20 protein-coding genes and 1 pseudogene are annotated in these 23,315 nt (G+C 70.6%); 15 read left to right on the top strand and 6 right to left on the bottom strand.

The annotated features are described in order from the left end of the window. Positions 1 to 111: 111 nt before the first annotated feature. From ACFYQA_RS09530 to ACFYQA_RS09510, 5 genes are all read left to right on the top strand, one after another. Complete coding sequence (locus tag ACFYQA_RS09530) at positions 112 to 2,004, top strand: acetolactate synthase large subunit (protein ID WP_388913922.1); 1,893 nt, start codon at positions 112 to 114, stop codon at positions 2,002 to 2,004. Between the two features lie 28 nt (positions 2,005 to 2,032). Further along, positions 2,033 to 2,557: an acetolactate synthase small subunit gene (gene ilvN, locus ACFYQA_RS09525; protein ID WP_386394687.1), complete on the top strand. Its 525-nt coding sequence runs from the start codon at positions 2,033 to 2,035 to the stop codon at positions 2,555 to 2,557. Between the two features lie 118 nt (positions 2,558 to 2,675). Further along, positions 2,676 to 3,674: a ketol-acid reductoisomerase gene (ilvC, locus tag ACFYQA_RS09520; RefSeq protein WP_326754894.1), complete on the top strand. Its 999-nt coding sequence runs from the start codon at positions 2,676 to 2,678 to the stop codon at positions 3,672 to 3,674. A gap of 358 nt (positions 3,675 to 4,032) precedes the next feature. Next, positions 4,033 to 5,622, top strand: coding sequence for a phosphoglycerate dehydrogenase (serA, locus tag ACFYQA_RS09515; protein WP_388913917.1), 1,590 nt, complete (start codon positions 4,033 to 4,035; stop codon positions 5,620 to 5,622). Positions 5,623 to 5,792: 170 nt separating this feature from the next. Next, positions 5,793 to 5,930: a hypothetical protein gene (locus ACFYQA_RS09510; protein ID WP_388913914.1), complete on the top strand. Its 138-nt coding sequence runs from the start codon at positions 5,793 to 5,795 to the stop codon at positions 5,928 to 5,930. A gap of 24 nt (positions 5,931 to 5,954) precedes the next feature. Here ACFYQA_RS09510 and ACFYQA_RS09505 read toward each other — a convergent pair whose 3' ends face one another. The 3 genes and pseudogenes from ACFYQA_RS09505 to ACFYQA_RS09495 form a co-directional block, all read right to left on the bottom strand. Next, positions 5,955 to 6,314, bottom strand: coding sequence for a hypothetical protein (locus ACFYQA_RS09505; RefSeq protein WP_388914095.1), 360 nt, complete (start codon positions 6,312 to 6,314; stop codon positions 5,955 to 5,957). Between the two features lie 66 nt (positions 6,315 to 6,380). Beyond that, positions 6,381 to 7,337 (bottom strand): annotated as a pseudogene (locus ACFYQA_RS09500) (FAD-dependent oxidoreductase); the annotation flags it as partial. A gap of 159 nt (positions 7,338 to 7,496) precedes the next feature. Further along, the gene (locus ACFYQA_RS09495) at positions 7,497 to 8,768 is read right to left on the bottom strand and encodes a PucR family transcriptional regulator (protein WP_388914092.1); all 1,272 of its coding nucleotides are present in this window, start codon (positions 8,766 to 8,768) and stop codon (positions 7,497 to 7,499) included. Positions 8,769 to 8,906: 138 nt separating this feature from the next. On the opposite strand from ACFYQA_RS09495, the gene ACFYQA_RS09490 reads away from it, so the two are divergent. The 8 genes from ACFYQA_RS09490 to ACFYQA_RS09455 all read left to right on the top strand — a co-directional run bounded on the left by ACFYQA_RS09490 (position 8,907) and on the right by ACFYQA_RS09455 (position 18,503). Then, complete coding sequence (locus ACFYQA_RS09490; protein ID WP_388913912.1) at positions 8,907 to 9,833, top strand: proline dehydrogenase family protein; 927 nt, start codon at positions 8,907 to 8,909, stop codon at positions 9,831 to 9,833. 54 nt (positions 9,834 to 9,887) lie between these two features. Next, a complete protein-coding gene (pruA, locus tag ACFYQA_RS09485; protein WP_386394695.1) occupies positions 9,888 to 11,528 on the top strand; it encodes an L-glutamate gamma-semialdehyde dehydrogenase in 1,641 nt (546 codons plus the stop codon). 326 nt (positions 11,529 to 11,854) lie between these two features. Further along, positions 11,855 to 11,986 carry a hypothetical protein gene (locus ACFYQA_RS09480; protein WP_388913908.1) on the top strand — a complete coding sequence of 44 codons (132 nt, stop codon included), beginning with the start codon at positions 11,855 to 11,857 and terminating at the stop codon, positions 11,984 to 11,986. A gap of 100 nt (positions 11,987 to 12,086) precedes the next feature. Continuing rightward, positions 12,087 to 13,130, top strand: coding sequence for a 3-isopropylmalate dehydrogenase (locus ACFYQA_RS09475; protein WP_386394697.1), 1,044 nt, complete (start codon positions 12,087 to 12,089; stop codon positions 13,128 to 13,130). A 250-nt stretch (positions 13,131 to 13,380) separates the two neighbouring features. After that, positions 13,381 to 14,469 carry a branched-chain amino acid aminotransferase gene (locus ACFYQA_RS09470; RefSeq protein ID WP_388913904.1) on the top strand — a complete coding sequence of 363 codons (1,089 nt, stop codon included), beginning with the start codon at positions 13,381 to 13,383 and terminating at the stop codon, positions 14,467 to 14,469. Positions 14,470 to 15,110: 641 nt separating this feature from the next. After that, positions 15,111 to 16,715: a citramalate synthase gene (cimA, locus tag ACFYQA_RS09465; protein WP_388913901.1), complete on the top strand. Its 1,605-nt coding sequence runs from the start codon at positions 15,111 to 15,113 to the stop codon at positions 16,713 to 16,715. Between the two features lie 116 nt (positions 16,716 to 16,831). Further along, positions 16,832 to 18,184: a hypothetical protein gene (locus tag ACFYQA_RS09460; protein ID WP_388913898.1), complete on the top strand. Its 1,353-nt coding sequence runs from the start codon at positions 16,832 to 16,834 to the stop codon at positions 18,182 to 18,184. Between the two features lie 124 nt (positions 18,185 to 18,308). Next, the gene (locus ACFYQA_RS09455) at positions 18,309 to 18,503 is read left to right on the top strand and encodes a hypothetical protein (RefSeq protein WP_388913895.1); all 195 of its coding nucleotides are present in this window, start codon (positions 18,309 to 18,311) and stop codon (positions 18,501 to 18,503) included. A 416-nt stretch (positions 18,504 to 18,919) separates the two neighbouring features. Here ACFYQA_RS09455 and ACFYQA_RS09450 read toward each other — a convergent pair whose 3' ends face one another. After that, complete coding sequence (locus ACFYQA_RS09450) at positions 18,920 to 19,528, bottom strand: YceI family protein (protein ID WP_388913892.1); 609 nt, start codon at positions 19,526 to 19,528, stop codon at positions 18,920 to 18,922. A gap of 613 nt (positions 19,529 to 20,141) precedes the next feature. Here ACFYQA_RS09450 and ACFYQA_RS09445 point away from each other — a divergent pair. Both ACFYQA_RS09445 and ACFYQA_RS09440 read left to right on the top strand, forming a co-directional pair. After that, the gene (locus ACFYQA_RS09445; RefSeq protein ID WP_388913889.1) at positions 20,142 to 21,725 is read left to right on the top strand and encodes an acyl-CoA carboxylase subunit beta; all 1,584 of its coding nucleotides are present in this window, start codon (positions 20,142 to 20,144) and stop codon (positions 21,723 to 21,725) included. An 86-nt stretch (positions 21,726 to 21,811) separates the two neighbouring features. Then, positions 21,812 to 22,006, top strand: a complete 195-nt coding sequence (locus tag ACFYQA_RS09440) for an acyl-CoA carboxylase subunit epsilon (protein ID WP_332430820.1) — start codon at positions 21,812 to 21,814, stop codon at positions 22,004 to 22,006. Positions 22,007 to 22,160: 154 nt separating this feature from the next. Here the strand turns inward: ACFYQA_RS09440 and ACFYQA_RS09435 are convergent, their stop codons facing one another. Together ACFYQA_RS09435 and ACFYQA_RS09430 are read right to left on the bottom strand one after the other, a co-directional pair. After that, positions 22,161 to 22,742: an ATP/GTP-binding protein gene (locus tag ACFYQA_RS09435; protein WP_388436577.1), complete on the bottom strand. Its 582-nt coding sequence runs from the start codon at positions 22,740 to 22,742 to the stop codon at positions 22,161 to 22,163. After that, entirely contained in the window at positions 22,723 to 23,295 is a 573-nt protein-coding gene (locus tag ACFYQA_RS09430; RefSeq protein ID WP_388913884.1) for a DUF742 domain-containing protein, read from the bottom strand. Before ACFYQA_RS09430 ends, ACFYQA_RS09435 begins: the two co-directional genes overlap by 20 nt. Positions 23,296 to 23,315: the final 20 nt, after the last annotated feature.

The raw sequence follows: 23,315 nt of genomic DNA, 5'->3' as shown, positions 1-23,315 counted from the left end.
CCTCGCTTGCCTCATGGCACGAGGGGTTTTTTGTTGCACTCACACCTGTCGCACCGTCCACGCACACCGCGCGAACCTCGCAAAAACCCTCAGCATCGAGAAGAGAAGCCGATGACCGAGCAGGCCACCGGGGCCCACCCGCATCCGCGGCCCCGATCCGGAGGACAGCAGTCCGCCCCCGAGAGCGTCACGGGCGCGCAGTCCCTCATCCGCTCGCTCGAGGAGGTCGGCGCCGACACGGTATTCGGCATTCCCGGCGGTGCGATCCTTCCCGCCTACGACCCGCTGATGGACTCCACCCGGGTGCGTCACGTCCTGGTCCGGCACGAGCAGGGCGCGGGCCACGCGGCCACCGGGTACGCGCAGGCCACCGGCAAGGTCGGCGTCTGCATGGCGACCTCGGGACCCGGCGCCACCAACCTGGTCACCCCGATCGCCGACGCGCACATGGACTCCGTGCCGATGGTCGCGATCACCGGGCAGGTCGCCTCCAAGGCGATCGGTACGGACGCCTTCCAGGAGGCGGACATCGTCGGCATCACCATGCCGATCACCAAGCACAACTTCCTGGTCACCAAGGCCGAGGACATCCCGCGGGTGATCGCGCAGGCCTTCCACATCGCCGCCACCGGCCGCCCCGGCCCGGTGCTCGTGGACATCGCCAAGGACGCCCTCCAGGCGAGGACCACCTTCTCCTGGCCGCCCACCATGGACCTGCCCGGCTACCGGCCTGTCACCAAGCCGCACGCCAAGCAGATCCGCGAGGCCGCCAAACTCATCACCTCCGCGAAGCGGCCGGTCCTCTACGTCGGCGGCGGCGTCATCAAGGCCCGCGCCACCGCGGAGCTGAGGGTCCTGGCAGAACTCACCGAGGCTCCCGTCACCACCACCCTGATGGGACTCGGCGCATTCCCCGACAGCCACCCGCTGCACGTGGGAATGCCGGGCATGCACGGTGCGGTCACCGCCGTCACCGCGCTGCAGAAGGCCGACCTGATCGTCGCCCTCGGAGCCCGTTTCGACGACCGCGTCACCGGCAAGCTGGACAGCTTCGCCCCCTACGCGAAGATCGTCCACGCCGACATCGACCCGGCCGAGATCGGCAAGAACCGGGCCGCCGACGTGCCGATCGTCGGCGACGCCCGCGAGGTCCTCGCCGACCTCGTCCAGGCCGTCCAGAAGGAGCACGCCGAGGGCCACCGGGGCGACTACACCGCCTGGTGGAAGGACCTGAGCCGCTGGCGCGACACCTACCCCCTGGGCTACGACCAGCCCGAGGACGGCTCGCTCTCCCCGCAGCAGGTCATCGAACGCATCGGACAGCTGGCGCCCGAGGACACGATCTTCGCCGCCGGTGTCGGCCAGCACCAGATGTGGGCCGCGCACTTCGTCCAGTACGAGAAGCCCGCCACCTGGCTGAACTCCGGCGGCGCCGGAACCATGGGCTACGCCGTCCCGGCGGCCATGGGCGCCAAGGCCGGACAGCCCGGCCGGACCGTCTGGGCGATCGACGGCGACGGCTGCTTCCAGATGACCAACCAGGAACTCACCACCTGCGCCCTGAACAACATCCCGATCAAGGTCGCCATCATCAACAACGGCGCCCTCGGCATGGTCCGCCAGTGGCAGACCCTGTTCTACAACCAGCGCTACTCCAACACCGTGCTGCACTCCGGCCCCATCGAGGCGGGCGGCGCCCCCACCGACCTGAACGGCGGTTCGGCGGTGGGCCCCGGCGCGCAGAGGAGCGTCGGCACCCGCGTCCCCGACTTCGTCAAGCTGTCGGAGGCCATGGGCTGCTACGCGATCCGCTGCGAGGACCCGGCCGACCTCGACAAGGTCATCGAGGAGGCGAACTCGGTCAACGACCGCCCGGTCGTCGTGGACTTCGTCGTCCACCAGGACGCCATGGTGTGGCCGATGGTCGCCGCCGGCACCTCCAACGACGAGGTCATGGCCGCCCGCGACGTCCGCCCCGACTTCGGCGACAACGAAGACGACTGAGCCAGGAAGAGCGAAGAGGAAACACGACATGTCCAAGCACACGCTCTCCGTCCTGGTGGAGAACACACCCGGCATCCTGGCCCGGATCGCCGCGCTGTTCTCCCGCCGCGGCTTCAACATCGACTCGCTCGCCGTGGGCGTCACCGAGCACCCCGACATCTCCCGCATCACCATCGTGGTGAGCGTCGAGGAGTTCCCGCTGGAGCAGGTGACCAAGCAGCTCAACAAGCTCGTCAACGTGCTGAAGATCGTCGAGCTCGAACCCGGGCACGCCGTCCAGCGCGAACTCGTTCTGGTGAAGGTGCGGGCCGACAATGAGACGCGTTCCCAGATCGTCGAGATCGTCCAGCTGTTCCGCGCCAAGACCGTGGACGTCTCCCCGGAGGCCGTGACCATCGAGGCCACCGGCAGCAACGACAAGCTGTCCGCCATGCTGAAGATGCTGGAACCGTTCGGCATCAAGGAACTGGTCCAGTCCGGCACGATCGCGATCGGACGTGGTGCCCGTTCGATCACCGACCGATCGCTGCGTGCGCTCGACCGGTCGGCGTAAGACAGGAAACGGGCGGCCGCGACACACCGGCCGCCCGTATTCCGAGACTCCGAAACTTCCCCTCCCCTCACCGTCATACGGTGGGACGCGACACCTGCACACAAGGAGAGAACCCAAAGTGGCCGAGCTGTTCTACGACGCCGACGCCGACCTGTCCATCATCCAGGGCCGCAAGGTCGCGGTCATCGGTTACGGCAGCCAGGGCCACGCCCACGCCCTGTCGCTGCGCGACTCCGGCGTCGACGTGCGCGTCGGTCTGCACGAGGGCTCGAAGTCCAAGGCCAAGGCCGAGGAGCAGGGCCTGCGCGTGGTGAACCCGTCCGAGGCCGCCGCCGAGGCCGACGTCATCATGATCCTGGTTCCGGACCCGATCCAGGCCCAGGTCTACGAGGAGCACATCAAGGGCAACCTGAAGGACGGCGACGCCCTGTTCTTCGGTCACGGCCTGAACATCCGCTACGGCTTCATCAAGCCCCCGGCCGGCGTCGACGTCTGCATGGTCGCCCCGAAGGGCCCGGGCCACCTGGTGCGCCGTCAGTACGAGGAGGGCCGCGGCGTTCCCTGTATCGCCGCCGTCGAGCAGGACGCCTCCGGCAACGCCTTCGCGCTCGCCCTGTCGTACTCCAAGGGCATCGGCGGCACCCGCGCGGGCGTCATCAAGACGACCTTCACCGAGGAGACCGAGACCGACCTGTTCGGTGAGCAGGCCGTCCTCTGCGGTGGCACCGCGGCGCTGGTCAAGGCGGGCTTCGAGACGCTGACCGAGGCGGGCTACCAGCCGGAGATCGCCTACTTCGAGTGCCTGCACGAGCTGAAGCTGATCGTCGACCTCATGTACGAGGGCGGCCTGGAGAAGATGCGCTGGTCGATCTCCGAGACCGCCGAGTGGGGCGACTACGTCACCGGCCCGCGGATCATCACCGACGCCACCAAGGCCGAAATGAAGAAGATCCTCGCCGAGATCCAGGACGGCACCTTCGCCCAGCAGTGGATGGACGAATACCACGGCGGTCTGAAGAAGTACAACGAGTACAAGAAGCAGGACAGCGAGCACCTGCTGGAGACCACCGGCAAGGAGCTGCGCAAGCTCATGAGCTGGGTCGACGAAGAGGCGTGAGCCGAGCGCTCCGAGGCGGTGCCGCGCGCTGAGGCCGGCACCGTCGCGGAGCCTTGTCGGAGGGGCCCCGCCGGGGCCCGTGCCCGACCCCGCTCCACCGCCGCTCCACCATCGCCACAGGGGCTGGATCTTTCGTCGGCAGGCCGGTGAGGCCACTTCCGGATGATCCTTCCGCAGTGACGCAGGACGACACCCCGGCGCCACTAGACTGCTGCACCATACGCGTCAGGCCCACAGCGTCGTGCGTCTTCCACGCGGCTAAGCGACACCGAGGAATTGCAGGCACACCCCGGCGCCGCTCCCCTCCACCGCATGCGGCCGTCGGGACGGCCGCCGCATTGGACATGTGAGGACTCACGTGAGCTCGAAACCTGTCGTACTCATCGCCGAAGAGCTGTCGCCCGCGACCGTGGACGCGCTCGGCCCGGACTTCGAGATCCGCCACTGCAACGGCGCGGACCGGGCGGATCTGCTGCCCGCCCTCGCCGACGTGGACGCGATCCTGGTCCGCTCGGCCACCAAGGTCGATGCCGAGGCCATCGCCACCGCGAAGAAGCTCAAGGTCGTCGCGCGGGCCGGCGTCGGCCTGGACAACGTCGACGTCTCCGCCGCCACCAAGGCCGGCGTGATGGTGGTCAACGCGCCCACCTCGAACATCGTGACCGCCGCGGAACTCGCGTGCGGGCTGATCATCGCCACCGCGCGCAACATTCCGCAGGCCAACGCCGCGTTGAAGAACCACGAGTGGAAGCGCAGCAAGTACACGGGCGTGGAACTCGCCGAGAAGACCCTCGGAGTCGTGGGTCTGGGGCGGATCGGCGCCCTCGTCGCGCAGCGCATGTCCGCCTTCGGGATGAAGATCGTCGCTTACGACCCCTACGTGCAGCCCGCGCGGGCCGCACAGATGGGCGTCAAGGTGCTGTCGCTGGACGAGCTGCTCGAGGTCTCCGACTTCATCACCGTCCACCTGCCCAAGACCCCCGAGACGCTCGGCCTGATCGGTGACGAGGCGCTGCGCAAGGTCAAGCCGAGCGTGCGCGTCATCAACGCCGCGCGCGGCGGCATCGTCGACGAGGAGGCGCTGTACGCGGCGCTCAAGGAGGGCCGCGTCGCCGGCGCCGGCCTCGACGTGTACGCCAAGGAGCCCTGCACGGACTCCCCGCTCTTCGAGTTCGACCAGGTCGTCTGCACCCCGCACCTCGGCGCGTCCACCGACGAGGCGCAGGAGAAGGCCGGTATCGCCGTCGCCCGCTCGGTGCGCCTCGCGCTCGCCGGCGAGCTGGTCCCGGACGCGGTGAACGTGCAGGGCGGGGTCATCGCCGAGGACGTCAAGCCGGGCCTGCCGCTCGCCGAGCGCCTCGGCCGGATCTTCACCGCGCTGGCCGGCGAGGTCGCGGTCCGTCTCGACGTCGAGGTGTACGGCGAGATCACCCAGCACGACGTGAAGGTGCTGGAGCTCTCCGCGCTCAAGGGCGTCTTCGAGGACGTCGTCGACGAGACGGTGTCCTACGTGAACGCGCCGCTGTTCGCGCAGGAGCGGGGTGTCGAGGTCCGGCTGACCACCAGCTCCGAGTCCGCCGACCACCGCAACGTCGTCACGGTGCGCGGCACCCTGGCCGACGGCGAGGAGATCGCGGTCTCCGGCACGCTGGCCGGTCACAAGAACGTCCAGAAGATCGTCGCGGTCGGCGACTACGACGTGGACCTCGCGCTCGCGGACCACATGGCCGTACTGCGCTACGAGGACCGTCCGGGTGTCGTCGGCACCGTGGGCCGGATCTTCGGCGAGGCCGGCATCAACATCGCCGGCATGCAGGTCGCGCGTGCCGCGGCCGGCGGCGAGGCCCTCGCCGTCCTGACGGTCGACGACACGGTGCCCCCCGCGGTGCTGGCCGAGCTCGCGGCGGAGATCGGCGCCACGTCGGCCCGCTCGGTGGAACTGGTCTGAGACCACCGTCCCCGGGAGCCCCGCTCCCGGGACCCCGTTCGCTCCGAAAGGCGCCGGGTGACCGGGAAGTCCTCCCGGTCACCCGGCGCCTTTCGCGTCGGGCTCGGACGGCCGCCGCCTCCTTGGCGGGCCCTCCTCGCGCACGGGGACCGGACGTCCCGGAGGAGACCGTGGACACACCCGGCGGTTTCTCCCTCACGCTGCTGATGGGCTTGATGGTCCAGTGGTCGTTCGACCGGCAGCACGCACCCGCCGCCGACCGGCTCACCGAGGGACTGCGCCAGGTGATCGAGGCCGTCGGCCGGTGACTCCCGGGCCCCTGTCCGGTGCGCTCAGCCGGTGAGTTTCGCGGCGAGCTCCCACAACGGGTTCTCCAGCACCTCGCTGAAGGTGGGGAAGGGGTGCACGACGTCCGCGGCGACCTGCACGGGAATCCGGGCCCGGACGGCGAGGGAGACCTCGGAGATCCATTCCTCGGCGTGTCCGCCGAGGGCGGTCGCGCCGATCAGCGTGCCCGAACCGGCATCGGCGAGGAGCATGAGCCAGCCCTCGTCGGACCCCTCGGTCGCCGCGCGGACGGTCTGGTCGATCGAGCCGCGGGCGACGACCGGCTCGAGGCCGTCGGCCCGCGCGGACGCCACGGTGTGACCTACCGAGGCCAGCGTCGGGGAGACGTAGACGGCGCGGGGCACCGCGCGGTAGTCGGCCCCGGTGTCCCTGCCGGTCAGGTTCGCGGCGACGACGCGGCCCTGGTAGTGGGCGGTGTGGGTGAACGGCGCGAGGCCGGTGACGTCGCCGACGGCCCACAGGTTCTCGGCGCCGACGACCCGGCAGCGGGAATCGACCGGTACCGCGCCGCCCGGTCCGAGCGCGACACCGAGTCCGTCGAGGCCGAGATCCGCCGACCGCGGCCGGCGTCCGGTGGCGAGGACGACCACGTCGGCGTCGAGGTGCTGCCCGTCGTCGAGGGTCAGACGCCCCCCGGAGCCCTGCGGCTCCGCGCGGACGACCTGGCGTCCGAGACGGAGGGCCACTCCTTGACCGGCCAGCGTGTCGGCGAGGGCGGAACCCGCCTAGGGTTCCTCGCGCGGCACGAGGCGCGGGTTGCGCTGCACGAGCTCCACACGGCTGCCGAACGCCGCGAACAGGAAGGCGAGTTCGCAGCCCACCGGCCCACCGCCGATCACGGCGATCGACCCCGGCCGCTCCGAGGTGCTCAGGGCCTGGTCACTCGTCCAGACCGGAATCGCGTCGAGCCCCGGAATCGGCGGCCGGACCGGCTCCGAACCGGTGTTGAGCACGAGGTCGCGGAATCCGATCGCGGTCGTGCCGGAGTCACCGGCGACCTCGAGCACGCCGGGCCCGCGCAGGCGGCCACGGCCGCGCAGCAGGGTCGCCCCGGTCGCGGCGAGTGCCGCCGCGCTCCCGGAGTCGTCGCGGCCGTGCACGATCCGGTCGCGACGGCGCACCGACTCCCGGTAGGCGACCGATGGCGGCACCCGGTCGGGGAGCAGACCGGCCCAGTCCGGATTCTCCGTCGTCCGCCACACATCGGCCGAACGCGGCATCGCCTTGCTCGGGACGCAGGCGACGAACGGACAGTCCCCGCCCACCCGGGCCTCCTCGACCACGGCGACGGACCGGCCGCCCACCGAGCCCCAGATCAGCTTCGCCCCCGCCCCGGCACCGAGGATGACGATGTCGTACGTGTCCATATGCGCTCCCTGAGCTCGGCCGGACGGCTTCCCTCATCGTGGTCGCCCGCCGTGCGGCGCGGCCCCGTTCGTGTCAGTGAAGGGTCCCCAGCGGGGAGCGGGGCACGCCTGTACGAACCCGGGTGCCGCACGGCGCGCGCCCCCGACAGGGGGCGTCCCTCACAGCCGGTGTGCCTTCAGGGCCATGTGCAGCAGCAGCCGGGCCTCGCCGTCGTCCAGGTCCAGGCCCGTGATCTGCTCGATCCGGGACAGGCGGTAGTACAGGGTCTGGCGGTGGATGCCCAGCTCGGCTGACGTACGGCCGGCCTGGCCCGCGTGGTCGAGGTAGGTCTCGGCGGTACGGGCGAGTTCCCGGTGCGCCGGGAGGAGCAGTGGTCCGACGGCGGGGTCGGGGGCGGCCTGGCGGGGCAGCGCGGTCAGGAGCCGGTAGGGACCGATCGACGACCAGCGGGCGACCGGGCCCAGGCGGGGCTCGGCCAGGGCCGCGCGGGCCGCCGCCGAGGCCTCGTCCCAGGCGGCGCCCAGTCCGGCGAGCCCAAAGCGGGGCGTGGCGATCCCGGCGGCGGCCGGGGAAGTCGCGGTGGCCGTGCCGGTGGCGGCGGGCCGGTGCCCGGCGCCGCTCGCGCGGGCCCGCTCCAGGAGCCGGCCGGCGGCCGTCGTCGCCGGGGTCAGGACGTCCGAGGCGCGCAGCCGCAGCAGCAGGGCCAGCGACACGCCCGAGGCCCCCCACGGCAGGGTGCACAGGGCCGTGGCGCCCGGCACCGTACGCACCGACGGGGCGTCCCCGGGGTCGGCGGAGGGCCACGGGGCCACGCACACCAGCGTGTACGGCCCGTCGGCGCGACTGCCGAGGGCGGTGCGGAACTCGGCGACCGCCGACTCCCGCTGCCCGTCGCGCTCCGCGCCCAGCACCGCCCTCAGCTCACGGGTCAGATCGGCGCCGTGCTGCGCCTCGTCGGCGAGCAGCGCCCCGATCCGGGCGGTCACACCCATCGCCGCGCCCAACTGCTCCTCGGAGGGGCCCGGGTCGTAGTCGAGCAGCCAGACGTAGCCGAGGACGACGCCCCGATGACGTACCGGCAGACAGACACGGCCCCGGTGAACGCCCGCCTGGGGGGTGCGCGGGATGCGGACCGGGCCCGTCGCGCGGGTGATGCCGAACCCCTCGAACCAGGACCGGACGGCGGCCGTCGAGCGGCGGGTGAGGATCGAGCGGGTGCGCACCGGGTCGAGGACGGACGGATCGAGCTCGCCCTCGCTGTCGTACGCGCCGAACGCGAGCAGCTCGAAGTCACGGTTCTCCAGGGTCGCCGGAGCGCCGAGCAGCTCCGAGATCTCGTCCACCAGCTCCTGGTAGTCATCCCTGTGTTCCGACCTGTGTTCCGACGTCACCCCCGCATTGTCCCGCAGAACCGCGAAGCCTTCATACATCTGTCTGAGATCGGTGGCACTGATGCGTGACAGCTGTCGATGGCCCACGATCGGATGAATCCTTAGGTTTCACGGTGGTTCCCCGTGCCGTACCCGAAGCGTCGGGTCGCGGTCATTCAGCAGCTTGTGGAGGTCCCCGTGCTGGGTCCCGTGATTCTCGCCGCCTCACGCAGCGACCGGATGCGTCGCCTCGTCTCGGCGGCCCCGGTGACCAAGCAGGTCGTCGACCGTTTCATCCCCGGTGAGACCGTGGACGAGATCCTGCCCGTCATCGACGAGCTCACCGGCAACGGCCTGGAGCTGACGATGGACGTCGTCGGCGAGGACATCACCACCCCCGAGCAGGCCACCACCGCGCGCGACGCCTACCTGGAACTGATCGGCCGGCTCGGCCCGCTGGAACTCGGCACCCGCGCCGAGATGTCGGTGAAGCTGTCGATGTTCGGCCAGGCGCTTCCCGGCGGACACGACCTGGCGCTCGCCAACGTCCGCCCGGTCGTCGAGGCCGCCGCCGCGATCGGCACCACGGTCACCCTCGACGCCGAGGACCACACCACCCTCGACTCGATGTTCGCCATCCACGACGAGCTGCGGAAGGACTTCCCCCAGACCGGCTGCGTCATCCAGGCCTACCTCTTCCGCACGGAGGAGGACGCGCGCCGCCTCGCCGCGAACGGCAGTCGCGTACGGTTGGTGAAGGGCGCCTACAAGGAGCCCGTAGAGGTCGCCCACCAGCACAAGCACGAGATCGACAAGGCGTACGTGCGCGTCCTGCGGACGCTGATGGAGGGCGAGGGGTACCCGATGATCGGGTCCCACGACCCGCGTCTGATCTCCATCACCCAGGAACTGGCCCGCACCGCCGGGCGCAAGCTCGACGAGTACGAGTTCCAGATGCTCTACGGCATCCGCGGCGACGAGCACCTGCGGCTGGCCGCCGAAGGCCACCGCATGCGCGTCTACACGGCCTACGGCACCGACTGGTACGGCTACTTCATGCGCCGTCTGGCGGAGAAGCCGGCGAACCTGCGCTTCTTCCTGCGCTCGATGGTCAGCAAGGGCTGAGCCCGAGCACCACCGCTCAAGCACCCACCGCTCAAGTCAAGGAGTACGGAAACAATGGACGCTGTGACCCAGGTCCCCACGCCCGTCAACGAGCCGGTGTACGGCTACGCCCCCGGCTCGCCCGAACGCGCCCGGCTGGAGGCCAAGCTCAAGGAACTGGCCGACAACCCGGTCGACCTGCCCTGCACCATCGGCGGCGAGAAGCGGATGGGCGGCGGCGAGCGGTTCGACGTCGTACAGCCGCACAACCACAAGGCGCGCCTGGGCACCTACGCCAACGCCACCCAGCAGGACGCCCAGGACGCGATCGACGCAGCCCTGGCCGCCGCCCCGGCCTGGCGCGCGATGTCCTTCGACGACCGCGCGGCGATCATCCTGCGCGCCGCCGAACTGCTGTCGGGCCCCTGGCGCGAGACCATCGCCGCCTCCACCATGCTGGGCCAGTCCAAGACCGTGCAGCAGGCCGAGATCGACAGCCCCTGCGAGCTGATCGACTTCTGGCGGTTCAACGTCCACTACGCGCGCGGCATCCTGGCCGAGCAGCCCCCGGCCAACTCGCCGGGCGTGTGGAACCGCATGGACCACCGCCCGCTGGAGGGCTTCGTCTACGCGATCACGCCCTTCAACTTCAGCGCGATCGCGGCCAACCTGCCCACCGCGCCGGCCCTGATGGGCAACGTGGTCCTCTGGAAGCCGTCCCCGACCCAGACCCACGCCGCCGTGCTGCTGATGCGGCTCCTGGAGGAGGCCGGCCTGCCCAAGGGCGTCATCAACCTCGTCACCGGCGACGGCATCGAGGTCTCCAAGGTCGCCCTGGAGCACCGCGATCTCGCGGGCATCCACTTCACCGGCTCCACCAAGACCTTCCAGCACCTGTGGAAGACGGTCGGCAACAACATCGAGAAGTACCGCACCTACCCGCGCCTGGTCGGCGAGACCGGCGGCAAGGACTTCCTGGTCGCCCACCCGAGCGCCGACCGTGCCGTGCTGAAGACCGCCCTGACCCGCGGCGCCTTCGAGTACCAGGGCCAGAAGTGCTCCGCCACCTCCCGCGCCTACATCCCGGCGTCGATCTGGAACGACGGTTTCAAGGAGGAGTTCGCCGCCGAGGTCGACTACCTCACCATGGGTGACGTCACCGACCTGTCGAACTTCGTCGGCGCCGTCATCGACGAGCGGTCCTTCGCCAAGAACAAGGCCGCCATCGACCGGGCCAAGGAGGACCCGTCCTGCACGATCGTCGCTGGCGGCTCCTACGACGACTCGGTCGGCTATTTCGTCCGCCCGACCGTCGTCGAGTGCTCCGACCCGGAGAACGAGGTCTTCCGCACCGAGTACTTCGGCCCGTTCCTCGCCGTGCACGTGTACGACGACAGCGCGGCCGACGCGTACGACGCGATGCTGACCCAGATGGAGTCGGTGTCCGACTACGCGCTGACCGGCTCGGTCGTCTCGGGCGACCGCGCGGCGGCCGCGTACACGATGGAGAAGCTGCGCTACGCGGCGGGCAACTTCTACATCAACGACAAGTCGACCGGCGCCGTCGTCGGCCAGCAGCCCTTCGGCGGCGGCCGTGCCTCCGGCACCAACGACAAGGCCGGAGCCCCGCAGAACCTGATGCGCTGGACCCTGACCCGTGCCATCAAGGAGACGCTGGTCGCGCCGACCGACTACGCGTACCCGCACATGGGCTGACCCCTCCCGGCACCGGGCCCCCGTACCGCTGCCGCAGCCCCGCCGGACGGGCCAGGTCGTCACGACCTGGCCCGTCCGGCGTTTTCGCAGGTCGCGGCGGTGGGACCGAGTTCACCGTCTCAGATAGTAGGAAGTCCGAGTAATTGTGCAGACAGATGCGCCGGGCCCCCTTATTTTTGTAGGAGCCGAACGTCTCGCTCGATCAAGCGAACGGCGGTAGCGAGCCGGGCCCCGTGCAGGCAACCCCTGCGGCCCCGTTCCCCGCCCCTTCCGGTGACGCGTTTCCCCCCTCCGCATTCCCGGCTTGTCGAAGGAGTCGATTCCCCATGGCCGAGACCACCGCCCGCCGCCGCGTCCGTCACACCTCCCGCGCGAGCGAGTCCGACCGCAAGAACGCCGCCGCCGCCCTCCAGCGCGCCCTCGACCGCCGCGACAACGGCGGCTCGACCGGCCACTGATCCGCGCCGCGCGCACCGGACCGAGACCTCCCCTCCCGTGCGGATGTCCGTATCCCGGACGGTTCATGTCAGAGCATGGGACGAGGAGTAGGGTGCCCGCATGTCTCGCAGCATCAATCTCGCAGTGATCCCCGGTGACGGCATCGGCCAGGAAGTCGTGGCCGAAGGCCTGAAAGTGCTCTCCGCCGTCCTCCCGCAGGATGTGAAGCTGGAGACCAGGGAGTACGACTTCGGTGCCCAGCGCTACCACGCCACCGGTGAGACCCTCACCGACGCCGACCTCGACGCGCTGAAGCGGCACGACGCCATCCTGCTCGGCGCCATCGGCGATCCGAGCGTCCCCTCCGGCGTCCTGGAGCGGGGCTTCCTGCTGAAGCTCCGCTTCGCCTTCGACCACCATGTGAACCTGCGGCCGTCGAAGCTCCTGCCGGGCGTGGCCACGCCGCTCGCGGGGCAGCCGGAGATCGACTTCGTCGTCGTCCGCGAGGGCACCGAGGGCCCCTACACCGGCAACGGCGGCACCATCCGCAAGGGGACCGAACACGAGGTCGCCACCGAGGTCTCGGTGAACACGGCGTTCGGCGTCGAGCGCGTCGTCCGCGACGCCTTCGCCCGCGCCCAGGCCCGCCCCCGCAAGAAGCTCACGCTGGTCCACAAGAACAACGTGCTGACCTTCGCCGGCCACCTGTGGACGAACGTCTTCAACAAGGTGGCCGAGGAGTACCCCGAGGTCACCACCGACTACATCCACGTCGACGCCGCGACGATCTACCTCGTCACCCAGCCCGAGCGCTTCGACGTGATCGTCACCGACAACCTCTTCGGCGACATCATCACCGACCTCGCCGCGGCCGTCTCCGGCGGCATCGGCGTCGCCGCCAGCGGGAACATCAACCCGTCCGGCGCGTTCCCGTCCATGTTCGAGCCCGTGCACGGCTCGGCCCCGGACATCGCGGGCCAGGGCAAGGCCGACCCCAGCGCCACGGTCCTGTCCGTCGCCCTCCTCCTGCGCCACCTCGGCCACGAGGCCGAGGCCGCCCGCATCGAGGACGCCGTCTCCGTCGACCTCGCGGAGCGCGTCGGCCTGCCCGCACGCAGCACCTCCGAGATCGGCGACGCGCTCGCCGTACGCGTAGCCGGCTGACCGGGCGCGCACACTCGACACCATTCGAAGCCGCCGGTCGCGACCGCCCGGCGGCTTCCCCATGTCCCCGCCGGGTGCCACCATCGACCACCGGGCCGCATTCACCCCGTATTCCCACCTCCGCCGCCTCCGGGCGATAATCGAACGCGGAGCCGCCGAATGAGGGAATACTCGGACGTCCTACCACTGGCCACCGGCCGTACGGGCGTGAACGCGGCCCGTCACTACAACCGGTGAAGGACAACCATTCATGACCACGCCCACGATCGAGCTCAAGCCCTCCGCCCACCCGCTCTCCGACGCCGAGCGCGAGGCGATCCTGGCCGACCCGGGGTTCGGACGCCACTTCACCGACCACATGGTGACGGTCAAGTGGACCGAGGGCCGGGGCTGGCACGACGGACAGCTCGTCCCGTACGCGCCGATCCCCCTCGACCCGGCGACCCACGTCCTGCACTACGCACAGGAGATCTTCGAGGGCCTGAAGGCCTATCGCCGGCCCGACGGGTCCGTCGCCACCTTCCGCCCCGAGAAGAACGCCGAGCGGTTCCAGCGCTCCGCCCGCCGCCTCGCGATGCCCGAGCTGCCGGTGGAGACGTTCCTCGCGGCGTGCGACGCCCTGGTCGGGCAGGACAAGGCCTGGGTTCCGGCGCACGGTGGCGAGGAATCCCTCTACCTGCGCCCGTTCATGATCGCGACCGAGGTCGGCCTGGGTGTGAAGCCCGCCAACGAGTACCTGTTCCTGGTGATCGCCTCTCCCGCCGGCGCCTACTTCCCCGGCGGTGTGAAGCCGGTCTCCATCTGGGTCTCCGAGGACCGCGTCCGTGCCGTCCCCGGTGGCATGGGCGACGCCAAGACGGGCGGCAACTACGCGGCCTCCCTGCTCGCCCAGGCCGAGGCCGCCGCCAAGGGCTGCGACCAGGTCTGCTATCTCGACGCCGTGGAGCACACCTGGGTCGAGGAACTCGGCGGCATGAACCTGTACTTCGTCTACGGGGACAAGATCGTCACCCCGGCTCTCACCGGCTCCATCCTGGAGGGCGTCACCCGTGACTCCCTGCTGAGCGTCGCCCGCGACCTCGGCTACGAGGCCGTAGAGGAGCGGGTCTCGGTCGAGCAGTGGCAGCGCGACACGGAGAACGGCATCCTCACCGAGGTCTTCGCCTGCGGCACCGCGGCCGTCATCACGCCCGTCGGCACCGTCAAGCGGGCCGGCGGCGAGTGGAAGCAGAGCGGTGGCGAGCCCGGTGAGGTCACCCAGCGCCTGCGCCGGGCCCTGCTCGACATCCAGCGCGGCACGGCCGAGGACAAGCACGGCTGGATGCACCCGCTGGGCTGAGCGCCCGGCCCCGACGACGACGTGTACGGCCGGCCCCCCACGGAGGTCCGTGGGGGGCCGCGCGTTCGCGTGGCCCCGCCCGGACGCCGTGGGCCGGTCACCCGGATCGCTGCGGGCCGGTCACCCGTTCGCCGGGGCCGGATTCCCCGGTCGTCGCCGGCCGAATGCCTCGGGTCGCCGCGGGCCGGACCCCAGGTCACCGTCGGCCCGGCTCTCCGCTTGCCGGGCACCCGTTCGCCGGGGCCGGATTACCCGGTCGTCGCCGGCCGGAAGCCTCGGGTCACCGCGGCCGGACCCCGCTCATCGCCGGCCCGGCCTTCCGGTCGCCGCGGGCCGGACACCCAACGCCCGCATCCTGAGACGGACGGTGATCGCGGGACCGCTTTGTGTCAGACTTCCCCCGTGCTCTCGTTCGCCACGATTATTGGCAGCAGGCGCGCCGGTCCGCAGTGACCGCACGTACGACAACGTACGGGCGGACACCGTCGTCCTCGACCCGCGCGCAGACCTCTCGCACCCGCGAGAGGTTTTTCTGTTTCCTGGCCCACCTCAAGCCGGGGACCGGGCGCGAGGGACCATGGGGGGACGGTGGAACCGGTCATTCCGGTAGACCGAGATCCAACATCAGGAGCCTTCAGACCATGACCGCACCCAGCGAGCCCGACGACTCGTTCCACGTCTTCGACACCACCCTGCGCGACGGCGCCCAGCGTGAGGGCATCAACCTCACCGTCGCCGACAAGCTGGCCATCGCACGGCACCTGGACGACTTCGGCGTGGGCTTCATCGAAGGCGGCTGGCCCGGCGCGAACCCGCGGGACACCGAGTTCTTCGCCCGCGCCCAGCAGGAGATCGACTTCCGCCACGCCCAGCTGGTCGCCTTCGGCGCCACCCGCCGCGCGGGCACGACCGCGGAGAAGGACCCGCAGGTCAGGGGACTCCTCGCCTCCGGCGCTCAGGTCATCACCCTGGTCGCCAAGTCCCACGACCGCCATGTCGAGCTAGCCCTGCGCACCACCCTGGACGAGAACCTGGCGATGGTCCGCGACACCGTGGCCTTCCTCAAGGCCGAGGGCCGCCGGGTCTTCGTCGACTGCGAGCACTTCTTCGACGGCTACCGCGCCAACCCCGAGTACGCCAAGTCCGTCGTCCGCGCCGCCCGGGAGGCCGGCGCCGACGTCGTCGTCCTGTGCGACACCAACGGCGGCATGCTCCCCGCCCAGATCCAGGCCGTCGTCTCCACGGTGCTCGCCGACACCGGCGCCCGGCTCGGCATCCACGCCCAGGACGACACCGGGTGCGCGGTCGCCAACACCCTCGCCGCCGTCGACGCGGGCGCCACCCACGTGCAGTGCACGGCCAACGGCTACGGCGAGCGCGTCGGCAACGCCAACCTGTTCCCGGTGGTGGCGGCGCTGGAGCTCAAGTACGCCAAGAAGGTCCTGCCCGAGGGCCGGCTGCGGGACATGACGCGCATCTCGCACGCCATCGCCGAAGTGGTCAACCTGACCCCTTCCACCCACCAGCCCTACGTCGGCGTCTCCGCCTTCGCCCACAAGGCCGGCCTGCACGCCTCCGCCATCAAGGTCGACCCCGACCTGTACCAGCACATCGACCCCGAGCAAGTCGGCAACACCATGCGGATGCTGGTGTCCGACATGGCCGGCCGCGCCTCCATCGAGCTCAAGGGCAAGGAACTCGGCATCGACCTCGGCGACGACCGCGAACTGGTCGGCCGGGTCGTGGAGCGGGTCAAGGAACGGGAGCTCAAGGGCTACACGTACGAGGCCGCCGACGCGAGCTTCGAACTCCTGCTGCGCGCGGAGACCGAGGGCAGGCCGCTGAAGTACTTCGACGTCGAGTCCTGGCGCGCGATCGTCGAGGACCGCCCCGACGGCACCCACGCCAACGAGGCCACGGTCAAGCTCTGGGCCAAGGGCGAGCGGATCGTCGCCACGGCCGAGGGCAACGGCCCGGTCAACGCCCTGGACCGGTCCCTGCGCGTCGCCCTGGAGCGGATCTACCCGCAGCTCGCCAAGCTGGAGCTCGTCGACTACAAGGTCCGCATCCTCGAGGGCAAGCACGGCACGCAGTCCACCACCCGGGTCCTGATCTCCACGTCCGACGGTGCGGGGGAGTGGTCGACCGTGGGTGTCGCGGACAACGTCATCGCCGCGTCCTGGCAGGCCCTGGAGGACGCGTACACGTACGGGCTGCTGCGGGCCGGGGTCGAACCGGCGGCCTGACCCCAACCGGTCCGGCAGGGACGATCCGTGGTGACGCGCGAGCCGCGCGTGCCGTACGGGAGGTCCATGCCGGACCGGATGCCCGTTTCCGCCCCGGTTCGGGTAGCTTCGAACCTATGAAGGACGCGCTGACGCGTACCCTCGTACGCCTGCTGATCGTGCCGGTGGCCGCCGCTCTGGCGGTCCTGATGGCCGGGGCGCCGGGCGCGCGCGCGGACACCGACCTCTCGACCGTGGCGCAGGCACTGCGCGAGAGCCCCGTCTACGTCGATCCCGAGGCGACCGGCGTCCTGTCCGAGTCGGACGCCAAGGCTCTCGCGGACAAGATCGAGGACGCGGACAAACCCGTCTTCGTCGCGGTTCTCCCGGCCGGATATCCCACGGAGGGCCTCTTCCGGAACCTGCGCACCGAGACCGGGATCACCGGTCTGTACGGCGTCCGTCTCGGTGACGAGTTCGACGCGCGTGCCGACAGCAGCGTGCTGAGCCGTCAGGGTGTGGGGAACCTGGTCACGGCCGCGCAGGGTGCGGGCGACGCCAAGGCCCAGCTGAACGACTTCGTCGACGACGCCCTGCGCAACATCGGCGGCTCGGCGCCGGCCTCCTGGAACGAGGGTGGCGGTGAGGTGCCGCTCGGCGGTCTGATCACCGTCGGTGCGGTGGTGGCGGTGGGCGGTGCGGGTGCCTACGCCGTGGTCCGCCGCAACCGCAAGCGCCACGAGGAGGAGCAGCGGGCCGCGCTGGAGAAGCTGCGGGTCGTGGTCGACGAGGACATCACCGCCTTCGGCGAGGAGCTCGACCGGCTCGACTTCCACCCCGGCGAGCCCGGCGCCGACGACGCCATGCGCACGGACTACGAACGCGCGCTGGACTCCTACGAACTGTCCAAGCAGCTGATGGACCGGGCGGACCGGCCGGAGGACGTCCGGGCGGTCACCCAGGCCGTGGAGGACGGCCGCTTCGCGCTGGCCGTGCTCGCCGCCCGTCGCGAGGGCCGGGCGCTGCCGGAGCGCCGTCCGCCCTGTTTCTTCGACCCGCGCCACGGTCCCTCGGTCGCGGACGCCCACTGGACGCCTCCGAGCGGCACCGCGCGCGAGGTCCCGGTCTGCGCGGCGGACCGGACCCGCCTCACCGACGGCCTGGAGCCGGCCGTCCGCGAGGTCGACACCGACTCCGGCCGACGGCCCTACTGGGAGGCGGGCCCGGCCTACGGCCCCTGGGCGGGCGGCTACTTCGGCGGTGGCGTGCTGCCCGGCCTGCTGGTCGGCACCATGCTGGGCAGCATGATGGCGAGCCCCGCCTACGGGGCCGACTACGGCGCCGGCTACGGCGACTTCGGTGGGTACGGCGGCGGCGACATCTCCGGCGCCGACTTCGACCCCGGGGACTTCGGCGGTGGTTTCGGGGGCGGTGACTTCGGTGGTGGCGGTGGCTTCGGCGGCGGAGGGGACTTCGGCGGCGGGTTCTGACGTGCTGCCGCCCGGCCGTTGCGCGACGGCGAGGGGCCGGTGGGCCTGCGTTCCTTCCACGACGCCGTCGGATCCCGTTGCCCCGCAGGCCTTCCCGTCCACCGCGGAGCCGGACGCCTGACCGTTGGCCCACCCGGCTCCGCGTGCCGGGCTCTGCTGGGTGAAGGCGGGCAAGGAGAGGGCGGGCGCCCCCTCCGTCACGGCCGCCGAGGTCAATGACGTCGCCCTGTGCCACGGCCGGCTCACCGGCACCCGCACGGCGTTGAACGGGGCGTACTTCCTCCGGCTGATTCCCCGCAGGCCCGGCGGCAGCCTCTGATCCCCCGGTCGACGTCCGGCGGGTCGAGGAACTGACGGCCACCGGACGGATGGGACGGATGCCGCCGGCCGGACTCGCGGAGGCCGGCGCCGCCGAGGCGGACGGGTGAGGGACGGCGGCCCGCGTGTCGCGGCAGGAGACCGATGGTGCCCGAGAAGAGCTCGCGGCGGTGCTGGAGCGGGGGCCTCGCGACAAGGCCCGTTTCGAGGCACTGGGCAGGACGGAGCGGTGTCGCGCCATGCTCGGCGCCCTTTGGACCCGTACGCCGGGGGCCGGTCCATGCAGGCGGAGACGGCCGTCGCGAAGCTGATGCCGGGGGAGTGAGCCCGCGGCGCCGGGACGCCGAGCGCCCGCCCTCCTCGGTACGGAGGAGGCGGGCGCGCGTTCAGCGGTGCCGGACGGGCTGGGCCGTCGGCTCAGGCGTTCTTGATCGCCGAGATGTCGAAGTTCAGCTTGATCTTGTCGGAGACCAGGACGCCACCCGTCTCCAGCGCGGCGTTCCAGGTCAGGCCCCACTCGGAGCGCAGGATGTCGGCCTTGCCCTCGAAGCCGATGCGCTCGTTGCCGAAGGGGTCCTTGGCGGAGCCGTTGAACTCCAGGTCGATGGCGAGGGGCTTGGTGGTGCCGAGGATCGTCAGGTCACCGGTGATGCGGTAGTCGTCGCCGCCCAGAGCCTCCACCTTGGTGGAGCGGAAGGTCATCTTCGGGAACTCCTCGATCTTGAAGAAGTCCGCGCTCTTCAGGTGACCGTCACGGTCGGCGCTGCCGGTCTCGATGCTGGCCATCTCCACGTCGAGGGTGGCGGTGGAGTTGGACGGGGCGGAGCCGTCCAGGTGCAGAGTGCCGGTGAACTCCTGGAAGCTGCCCTTGACGTTGGTGACCATCGCATGCCGGGCGACGAAACCGAGGGTGGTGTGCGAGGGGTCGATCGTGTAGTCGCCGGTCAGGGCGGCCAGGTCCGGGTTCACGGCGGCCGGGGCGGTCGCGGTGGCGGTCTCGTTGCTCTTGCGGCTGAAGATGCCCATGGTGTGTTCCTCCTGGGGACGGGGGAGATCGGATGATCCCGTTGAATGTTCAATCACTTTCAACGAGACTCACTGTAGATGCATTCCCTTTAAAGTTCAACATCTTTCGTGGAGTGGTGCACGGGACCGGCGGGAGGGTTCGCTCGTTCGACCGTATCGAAGGCGGGTCCCCCGGGCCGCTCACTTCCACACCCCGTGCCGACTCGTTTCCGTCGCGGCCCGATCGGCCTCGAGGGGCTTGCGGGGTTCACGGGGTTCGCGGGTCGTACCGTTACCCTCTGCGGTGCGGACCGACCCGAACGGGTGAACCCCCGGAGAACATCTGGGATCGACCGGATGCGGGGGTGGGGAAGGGTCGCCGGTCCGGTGAAATCGGTGGACGCCGGGCGCGGGATCCGACGGGTGTGACACCCGTGGGGAGTCCGCCCGGCATGTGGCTGTGAGGGGCGTCTCAGTCTCGGAGTTTGTCGGACCCCTACAACGCGCACGCCCTCTGAGCAGTCGGAACGCCTGCGTGCCGCCACGGTTCTGTTCGGTCGCACCAGGAAAACGGCCTCGAGACTGTGAGGAGTCGACGGCTCGCATTCCCGGGTGAGCTTCGTAAGGTCACAGCATGACCGTTTTGGATGACGCACCGGGTGAGCCGACCGACGCGCGCGGACGTGTTGCCGAACTGCACGAGATCCGTGCGCAGGCACTGGCCGGCCCGAGCGAGAAGGCGACCCGGGCGCAGCACGCCAAGGGCAAGCTGACCGCCCGGGAGCGCATCGAACTGCTGCTGGACCCGGGGTCCTTCCGCGAGGTCGAGCAGCTGCGCCGGCACCGCGCGACCGGTTTCGGTCTGGAGACCAAGAAGCCGTACACCGACGGTGTGATCACCGGTTGGGGCACCGTGGACGGCCGCACGGTCTTCGTCTACGCCCACGACTTCCGGATCTTCGGCGGCGCGCTGGGCGAGGCCCACGCCACCAAGATCCACAAGATCATGGACATGGCCATCGCGGCGGGCGCGCCGCTGGTCTCCCTCAACGACGGTGCGGGCGCCCGGATCCAGGAGGGTGTCTCGGCGCTCGCCGGCTACGGCGGCATCTTCCAGCGCAACACCCGCGCGTCCGGTGTCATCCCGCAGATCAGCGTGATGCTCGGCCCGTGCGCGGGCGGCGCGGCCTACAGCCCCGCCCTCACCGACTTCGTGTTCATGGTCCGCGAGACGTCGCAGATGTTCATCACCGGACCGGACGTCGTCAAGGCGGTCACCGGCGAGGAGATCAGCCAGAACGGCCTGGGCGGCGCGGACGTGCACGCCGAGACCAGCGGCGTCTGCCACTTCGCCTACGACGACGAGGAGACGTGCATCGCCGAGGTGCGCTACCTCCTCTCGCTGCTCCCGCAGAACAACCGTGAGAACCCCCCGAGGGCCGAGAACACCGACGAGGCCGAGCGCCGCAGCGACGTCCTGCTCGACCTGGTCCCGGCCGACGGCAACCGCCCGTACGACATGGCCAAGGTCATCGAGGAGATCGTCGACGACGGCGAGTACCTCGAGGTCCACGAACGCTGGGCGCGGAACATCATCTGCGCACTGGCCCGGATGGACGGCCAGGTCGTCGGCATCGTCGCCAACCAGCCCCAGGCACTGGCCGGCGTGCTGGACATCGAGGCGTCCGAGAAGGCCGCCCGCTTCGTCCAGATGTGCGACGCCTTCAACATCCCGATCCTCACCTTCCTGGACGTCCCCGGATTCCTCCCGGGCGTCGACCAGGAGCACGGTGGCATCATCCGCCACGGCGCCAAGCTCCTCTACGCCTACTGCAACGCGACGGTACCCAGGATCTCGCTGATCCTGCGCAAGGCGTACGGCGGCGCGTACATCGTCATGGACAGCCAGTCCATCGGCGCCGACCTCACCTACGCCTGGCCGACCAACGAGATCGCCGTGATGGGCGCGGAGGGCGCGGCCAACGTCATCTTCCGCCGCCAGATCGCCGACGCGGAGGATCCGGAGGCCATGCGGGCGCGCATGGTCAAGGAGTACAAGTCCGAGCTGATGCACCCCTACTACGCGGCCGAACGCGGTCTGGTCGACGACGTCATCGACCCCGCCGAGACCCGCGAGGTGCTGATCCGCTCCCTGGCGATGCTGCAGACCAAGCACGCCGACCTGCCCTCCCGCAAGCACGGCAACCCGCCGCAGTAGCCGACCGACCGAAGCGATCCGCCCGGTAACCCGGCGGACTCCTCGCGGCAACCCCGCGGACCTCTCTCCCAGGGAGACTGACACCCATGAGCACACCTGACATCCGCGTCGAGAAGGGCCACGCCGGGCCCGAGGAAGTCGCCGCCATCACCGCGATCCTCCTCGCCCGCGCCGCCGCCCGCCCCGCCCACGACGCCACGGCCCGCCCCGGCCGCGCCAGGGCCGGCTGGCGCCGCCTCGAGCGTGAGCCCGGCTTCCGCGCCCCGCACAGCTGGCGCTGAGCCCGCAGCACGCCCTGAAGGGGGCCCACCCGCCGGGTGGGCCCCCTTCACACGTCCGCCCACGGCCGGGGCGGCACCACGAACAGGGGAACGCCCCCTCCGGACCGGAGGGGGCGTTCCCCTGTTCGTCGACCGTACGGTCCGGCCGCCTCGGTTACCGGAGGCGTGCCATGAGGGCGTGTTCGACCAGAGTGATCAGCGCGCTCTTGGCGTCCGAGCGGTGCCGGGCGTCGGTGCTGATGATCGGGGCGTCGGGCCCGATCTGCAGCGCCTCACGCACCTCTTCCGGCTGGTACGGCTGCTGTCCGTCGAAGCCGTTGAGGGCGACGACGAACGGCAGTCCGCTGTTCTCGAAGTAGTCGACGGCCGGGAAGCAGTCCGCCAGCCTCCGGGTGTCCACGAGCACGATCGCGCCGATGGCGCCGCGTACCAGGTCGTCCCACATGAACCAGAAGCGGTCCTGGCCGGGTGTACCGAAGAGGTACAGGATCAGGTCCTGGTCCAGGGTGATACGGCCGAAGTCCATGGCCACCGTGGTGGTGGTCTTGTCCCCGGTGTGGGTGAGGTCGTCGATGCCCGCCGAAGCGGACGTCATGACGGCCTCGGTACGCAGCGGGTTGATCTCCGAGACAGCACCGACGAACGTGGTCTTGCCCACGCCGAAGCCGCCCGCCACCACGATTTTCGCAGAGGTGGTGGAGCGGGAAGGACCGCCGCTAGAGCTTGCGAAGTCCACTGAGCACCCTTTCGAGCAGTGTCACGTCTGGCTGGCCGCCGGCGCTCTCGTCGCCGCCGGGCTGATGGATGGCGACCAGTCCTGCCTCCGCCAAGTCGGCGACGAGAATTCTGGCCACACCGAGAGGGATGGTCAGCAGGGCCGAGACCTCGGCCACCGACTTGATCTCTCGGCAGAGGTTGCAGATCCGCTGATGCTCGGGCAACTGGCCCTGCATCTGGTGCGGCTGCGCGGTGGTGTGCACCAGTGCCTCGATGGCGAGCTGGTACCGCGGCCTGGTGCGGCCGCCCGTCATTGCGTACGGGCGCACCAGGGGGTTGTTCGACGTCCCGGCGGGCGCCGGCTCTGGGGTGCGGCGCTGCGGCTGCACGGGCTGGATGCGCGGCGCATGCGGCTGCTCGTACGGCGAAGGACCGGGGCCCTGCGGCACGTACGGCTGGCCGTGGTTCGGCGGGGAGGAGTAGCCGTACCGGTTCTGGGAACCGTCGTTGCGACCCTGCGCAGGGTCGTACGACCAGTTGCCCGTAGACGATCCGTCTGGTGGTGTAGCCACTTTCTCCTCCTCCGAATGTG

Source organism: Streptomyces sp. NPDC005774, from assembly GCF_042871645.1.
GTDB lineage: Bacteria > Actinomycetota > Actinomycetes > Streptomycetales > Streptomycetaceae > Streptomyces > Streptomyces pratens.
Note: the sequence above shows the minus strand (reverse complement) of the source record. Positions and strands in the feature narration are given on the sequence as shown.